Source organism: Microcoleus sp. B4-C1 (genome assembly GCF_036705285.1).
Classification (GTDB): Bacteria; Cyanobacteriota; Cyanobacteriia; order Cyanobacteriales; family Microcoleaceae; genus Microcoleus.
This window is the reverse complement of sequence record NZ_JAUBUC010000035.1, coordinates 24,343-30,113: the sequence shown is the minus strand read 5'-3', so window position 1 is coordinate 30,113 and position 5,771 is coordinate 24,343. Positions and strand designations below refer to the sequence as shown.

Sequence of the window (5,771 nt, the reverse complement as noted above, 5' to 3'; positions counted from 1 at the left end):
AAAATTTGAATAATTAATGTCAAGTATTATGGTTTATCAACCTCATCCACGCTTTTTGAAACTCTATCAAGCTATAGATTTCCAGGATATAGATTTACTTAAAACCCTCCTATCTAACAAGCAATACCTCGTTCATCTTGACTGGGATGAAGATCGAGAAGATTATGAAACCTTGTTAGAGCAAGCAGTCGCAATTGGGAACTTAGCTATCGTTCAAATTTTGCTTGAGAAGGGCCACAATCTGCCATATTGGTCAAGGTGTCTTGGAGTAAGCATTGCGCTAGCCGCAAATTTAAACAATTTAGAAATCGTCCAAACATTGATTGATGCTGGTGCTGATGCTAATACAAAAGTTAGGGAACCTCCTATAATTCCTGCTGCTGGAACAGGAAATATTCAACTGGTTCAACTGCTAATTTCATCAGGGGCTGACGTTAATTCTGTTAGAGAGGAAGGAGTTACTCCATTGATGACAGCTAGTATTTCTGGTTCTATCGAGATAGTGAAACTATTGGTTGAGCATGGTGCGAGAGTTGATGCAACTCTTGTTGATGGCTGGCAAACTGCCTTACATTTAGCTCGCTACTATAAACATGAAGATGTATGTCAATACTTGGAAGCTCATATATAGATGTTTTAAAACAAGAATTGGCTCAAATTTCAGTTAGGCATAGTCTAGCATTGATACAGACGGACTAAAAACAACCTACAGCTACAACGCACAAGGTCAACTGCGTTTTCAAACCGCACCAGACGGTCAAGTAACAGAATTTGACTACGACTGCTTCGGTAACATTAACCGCATGGTGGATAGCCGAGGTAACGAAGTTAAAACTGATTACGACCTCAATAACAGAATCAAGAAAGCAACAACCACATTTACCCTCAACGGTCAAACTTATACGCAATGGATGGAGTATGACTGCGACTCCGAAGGTAAAACCATTGCCAGCCGCACTTCTATCGGTAATAATCAATCGATGAGTTACGACGACCTGGGACGGGTGACATCAATGACAGATGTATTTGGAAATACCACCTCCTATCGCTACAACTTGCCAACCTCCGGGTCAAACAACACAGGAGTCACGCGCATTGATGAAATTACCTTACCCGACAACACGCCAACAAATAGCAGCGACAATCCGAAAGTCATTAAAAAGTACGACTCTGCCAACAACTTGATTGCGGAAGTCTCGACTACTGGATTAGAAACCCGTTATACCTACGATGAATTAGGCGGTTTAGCAGAAACAATTCTACCGGATTCTACGCCGACTTGGGATGACAACAAGAGAATCAAAACCGAATATTCAGCCGCCAGTCGCATCAAAACTCAAACAGATATTTATGGAAGTAAAGATGCCTATTTCTACAACGACATCGGTCAATTAATCCGTTCAAAAGATGTTCTTGGTAATGACACCACCTACACCTACAACCAAGGCGGACAAGTTGAGTCAGTCACCGACTTCAAAAATCGTACAACTCGCTATGTTTACGATGAATTCGCGCGAATTAAAGAAACAATTTACTTCGATAACTCTCGCTTATCGCTGACCTACGACTCACAGGGACGGCTAAAAACCGAAACCAACGAACTCAATCAAACCACCACTTACGAATACGATGCTTACAGCCAAATCAAAGCTGTTATTAATGCTTTAAACGAACGCACGGAGTTTGAATACGACAAGCGTCGCAATTTAGTTCGAGTTACTGATGCACTAGGTCGCAGCATTCGTTATAAATACGATGAATACGGGCAGAAAGTTGAAACAACTTTCCAAAATGGCGATAAAATATTGATGGGTTACGACCAGTTCGGTCGCATCACCAGCGTCACTGATGAGAATTTACACACTACCAAACTACTCCGGGGGAAATTGAGGCGCGGCAGGTTTTGCATACGTTTGTGCGGGAAACTGATGCGCTGGTTGACCTTTATGTGGATGGGGAGGTGATTTCTACTACTGGGGAGCATCCTTTCTGGGTGCCTGATTTGGGGTGGGAGGACGCTATCCGTTATTATTATCCCTCTGAGAGATTCTTTCGGATTGATGTTGATGAACAGCGCGCAACACCCATCTTGTTGAATTAAGTAATCGCAGACTAAAAAAAATATTGAGGATATTAGGTTAGAGATTGGGCGATTACGGCTGACCCTCAATGCGCGGTGCTTTTTGCGGATGCAAAGCACCGCGCATTGGCGATGAATATTTCAAGCAGTATCCGAGTACAGCCCATTTGAGCCATCGCGAAGCTTTGGGCATAAAATTTTGCCCTCAGATGGACTTTCAGAAAGTTCCCTCGCAACTGCTGCTAATCCTCTCTCGCTACCAAAAACCCAACATCGATCGCAAACGAACTTCCCCCTGTACAAAGACAACCTGCACAGTATAAAATTTAACATAATATCGCTCTACAAACAGCCATGACACCCACAGTAACCATCCAAGAATTAGCTTTAGCCCTGACGGCCAAAAACCACTCTCCCACCCTCCTCAACTCGGATTTCCTCAAATACAGCGGCATCGTCCCCGCCGATTGGGAACTCGCCCGCCCTCCCGTTTTCAGTCCCCAAATCTCTCAGGTTGCCTTCACCAACGGCATCAATATCGTCGCCCAATCGAACGCCATCACCTTCATCGAATCTCTCTCTACAAAATCACAAGAAGACGTAAAAATTCCTGCCATTATCCGCAAGTACGTTGAAGCACTACCCCGCACCGACTATCAAAATTTGAGCATCAATCCGAGAAGTTTCGTCACCTTTGAAGGGGGAGATGAAAATGCGGCCCGCGAGTACATCACCTCCACTTTATTATCAAAAGGAACTTGGTCTGATGTGGGGAAAGCTCCGGTCAAAGCTGCCGTTAATTTAGTTTACTCTTTAGAACAAGGAGAACTCAACTTGAGCGTTGCCGAAGCTATGCTGCAACTGCAAGAAGCCGAACCAACTCCCGCAGTATTGTTCTCCGGCAGTTTCCAATACGAAATTACCGGGGAATTAGAAGGCGAAAAACTGCAACACTTGTACAAACTTTTGGAAAATTGGCAGCCGGATTTAGAGGCTTACAGGGAAATTGTCAACGAACGGTTTTTGGGGAAAGAAGTTGAAAAGTTGCCATCTGCCGCGTAAAAGATAAGAAGGTAGGGGCGTGAGCTATTGGAGCCTCAATCAACTTCTTTCAACCGCTCCATCTTCATCGCAGTTCGCTCTGATTTCCAAGGCGTGAGTCCCTACCCGGACACTTCTTTCAACCCATCCTCCAGCAGCATCCGTACGATATCTACTTTCTTGCGTCCTGTCTTTGCTGCCAACACCGACAGTTTGCGGTGCAGGGATTCGGACATATCTACAGTAAACCTGACCGTCGCTTCTTTATCGGGTGCTTGCAGTTTGCTTATCAGGCTAGGCTCCTTCGCTGAAATACACTCATTGCTAATTTAGCCGCAGACCGATTTAAATTTTGAGCGCGGTTATAGTAATTTTCAATATAGTGAGTAGTTTTTTCATAGAGAGTTTGTTCGCTAATTTCACCTTGAGTGAGTTCGTAACTCAGAGTGTCTGAAATTCGCATCGGATAGATGAGAGTGCCATCAAAACGCACCATTTCCTCTTTGGTGCGTCGCATAAAATGTTGCTGACGAGAAGCAGGAGGGTAAGTGTTAAAAGCGTCATAAGTTGACAAGACTTCTGGCTCTAATAACCGCCACAAATAATAGTAGGGAAAATCCTTCCCCTGATGAGGGGTTGCTGTCAGTAACAATAAATGCTGACAAGTCCATTCTAATTGGCAGTTTTCATCATCGTTAATTCCGACCAAAGCTTCTGCCAGTTGGTAGCGTTTAGTTTTGCGAATATAAAAGTCTGGTTCGCGATCGGCCGAGAGTTTGTGAGCTTCGTCAAATATTACTAAATCATAGGGAATTACTGGCGACTCTTGCAGACGCGAAAACATTCGCTCTCCTGCTAAAGTATCAACGCTAACAATAAGAAGGTTGCTATTTTCACCAATAAAGGGATTAGTAGATTTTGCTTCGTTGCCAGTGGCAATGCGAAACGGCAGACTAAATAATTTGTTCATTTCCCGTTGCCAGTTTCCCAATAACCCAGCCGGTGATACAATGAGAACCCGGTGAATTAACCGACGCGATAGCATTTCGCGAATGTAGAGACCTGTCATAATGGTTTTACCAGCACCGGCATCGTCAGCAAGGAGAAACCGCAGTCGCTGATGTTGCAGTAAATGTTTGTAAACTGCAATACGCTGGTGGGGTAAGGGTTCAATAAGTGAGGTTTCTGTGGCGAAGGTCGGATTAAATAAATAACCGTAGGCCAGACGCTCTGCTTCTGCAACTGCCCAAACTTTTCTGGGACTGGCTGAAAATTTAATCATAATATTTGTTCGCGCCTGTTCCTTCAGTTTTTAATTTCTCATCCTTCATAGGAAAGATAAACCATTCTGCCATTGCGATTCCCTAAAAAAAATCTAAAGGTTTAATAGGTTTAACTGTTTACGCAACTGTTCAACATTCTTGATTTGGCTCCAGTCCACATCAGCCTGTTGTAACAGAGAAATCGCCACACCCATCAAATGCTGAGGATACACTCGTTCTGCTGGTGGCACAGCTTGGGCGTTGTTGTCCCTAATAAGTCTGGCTGTATCTGCTAACCATTCATGCTGGTTGCGAGTAATTTTGAAATTGACCGCTACCAGTTTCTCCTTGGAATTAGCCCCTGTCGCAGCTTCAACCGGAGGGTCAAGAGCGGGTACCCTATCAGCTTCAATATCTACTGGTGCTGGTGACTGCTTAATTCCGGAAAACTGGCTGAGCTTTCCCATCCCCCCCATTTTACTTTTAGGTTTGTTCACGACAACCTCCACAATTTTTTGCATTCTTTAGCTAAAAACCGATAAGATGAAGCACCGGAGGACTTGGCAGCATAGGCGGTGACAGGCTTTTGCTGAGCAATGGATTCTGCCACAGCAATGTTGTCAGGAATCACCGTATGCAGCAGCCGATAGTCCAGTTCCACAGAAGCCTCAACCAGCAAACTGTCAGCTTCCTGGGTTAACAACAAGCGCGACTTATAGCGAGTCCGTAACACCTCAATTGGCACTCCTGTTTGCTCCCCTCGAATTAATTCCACCGCTTCCGACAACCCTTTGAGGGCAGCCGGTTCGCACAGAGTCGGAATCAACACGCGATCGCACGCCAACAAAGCCTGTACCGAAACAGAGGAAAGCCCAGGCGAACAGTCCATCAGGCACACATCAAACCCCTTCAGCTTAGAGAGGGCTGGGGTGAATAAATCATGAGGTGACTGCAACTGGAACAGTCCCAAATCCCCCGGAATCAGCCACAGATTTTTTACCTCTGTATTTAATGGCTCTACGTTATCCCCCTGAAGCCAATCTAAAGCTGTCGGCTGCTGACCGTCTTGGCCTAACCCAAAACTAAGGGTGCGCTGCCCATCCAAGTCGAGCAGCAGGACGCGGCACTTACTTGCAGCGAGGCAAGCTCCTAAGTTTAAAACTGTGGTACTTTTCCCCGTACCGCCTTTGAAATTGAAAATAGCGACCTTTAACATAAAATCCTATTAAGGTCTAATCATCATTTAGCTTAACACTTTTATATGCTTAAGTGTTAAAGTCATAAACTGTTAAACGTCTAATAGGTTTAACAGTTTATGAGCAAGTCTGAGGTCAGCCGCAGATTGGCAGTTACAGCACGAGTAAGGTAAGTAGGTAGGCGAAACCCGT

General features: G+C 44.6%; 7 protein-coding genes. 4 read left to right on the top strand and 3 right to left on the bottom strand.

Translation table 11 applies throughout. The annotated features are described in order from the left end of the window. The first annotated feature begins 16 nt into the window (after positions 1 to 16). From QUB26_RS15815 to QUB26_RS15800, 4 genes are all read left to right on the top strand, one after another. Entirely contained in the window at positions 17 to 631 is a 615-nt protein-coding gene (locus QUB26_RS15815; RefSeq protein ID WP_333292940.1) for an ankyrin repeat domain-containing protein, read from the top strand. A 172-nt stretch (positions 632 to 803) separates the two neighbouring features. Beyond that, positions 804 to 1,964 (top strand): hypothetical protein, encoded by a 1,161-nt coding sequence (locus QUB26_RS15810; RefSeq protein WP_445299611.1) that lies wholly within the window; start codon positions 804 to 806, stop codon positions 1,962 to 1,964. Between the two features lie 205 nt (positions 1,965 to 2,169). Then, the gene (locus tag QUB26_RS15805; protein ID WP_333241826.1) at positions 2,170 to 2,403 is read left to right on the top strand and encodes a hypothetical protein; all 234 of its coding nucleotides are present in this window, start codon (positions 2,170 to 2,172) and stop codon (positions 2,401 to 2,403) included. A 31-nt stretch (positions 2,404 to 2,434) separates the two neighbouring features. Beyond that, entirely contained in the window at positions 2,435 to 3,142 is a 708-nt protein-coding gene (locus tag QUB26_RS15800) for a hypothetical protein (protein ID WP_333241824.1), read from the top strand. A 268-nt stretch (positions 3,143 to 3,410) separates the two neighbouring features. On the opposite strand, the gene QUB26_RS15795 is transcribed toward QUB26_RS15800, so the two are convergent. The 3 genes from QUB26_RS15795 to QUB26_RS15785 all read right to left on the bottom strand — a co-directional run bounded on the left by QUB26_RS15795 (position 3,411) and on the right by QUB26_RS15785 (position 5,599). Further along, a complete protein-coding gene (locus QUB26_RS15795) occupies positions 3,411 to 4,403 on the bottom strand; it encodes a DEAD/DEAH box helicase (protein WP_333241822.1) in 993 nt (330 codons plus the stop codon). A 93-nt stretch (positions 4,404 to 4,496) separates the two neighbouring features. Beyond that, entirely contained in the window at positions 4,497 to 4,880 is a 384-nt protein-coding gene (locus tag QUB26_RS15790) for a hypothetical protein (RefSeq protein WP_333241820.1), read from the bottom strand. Then, on the bottom strand, positions 4,877 to 5,599 hold the full coding sequence (locus QUB26_RS15785; RefSeq protein WP_015179842.1) for a ParA family protein: 723 nt from the start codon (positions 5,597 to 5,599) through the stop codon (positions 4,877 to 4,879). Before QUB26_RS15785 ends, QUB26_RS15790 begins: the two co-directional genes overlap by 4 nt. Positions 5,600 to 5,771 lie beyond the last annotated feature (172 nt).

Bases quoted from the DNA above. Each gene is read 5' to 3' on its own strand.
- QUB26_RS15815 (WP_333292940.1), top strand. From the start codon at position 17: ATGTCAAGTATTATGGTTTATCAACCTCATCCACGCTTTTTGAAACTC.
- QUB26_RS15810 (WP_445299611.1), top strand. From the start codon at position 804: ATGGTGGATAGCCGAGGTAACGAAGTTAAAACTGATTACGACCTCAAT.
- QUB26_RS15805 (WP_333241826.1), top strand. From the start codon at position 2,170: ATGCGCGGTGCTTTTTGCGGATGCAAAGCACCGCGCATTGGCGATGAA.
- QUB26_RS15800 (WP_333241824.1), top strand. From the start codon at position 2,435: ATGACACCCACAGTAACCATCCAAGAATTAGCTTTAGCCCTGACGGCC.
- QUB26_RS15795 (WP_333241822.1), bottom strand. From the start codon at position 4,403: ATGATTAAATTTTCAGCCAGTCCCAGAAAAGTTTGGGCAGTTGCAGAA.
- QUB26_RS15785 (WP_015179842.1), bottom strand. From the start codon at position 5,599: ATGTTAAAGGTCGCTATTTTCAATTTCAAAGGCGGTACGGGGAAAAGT.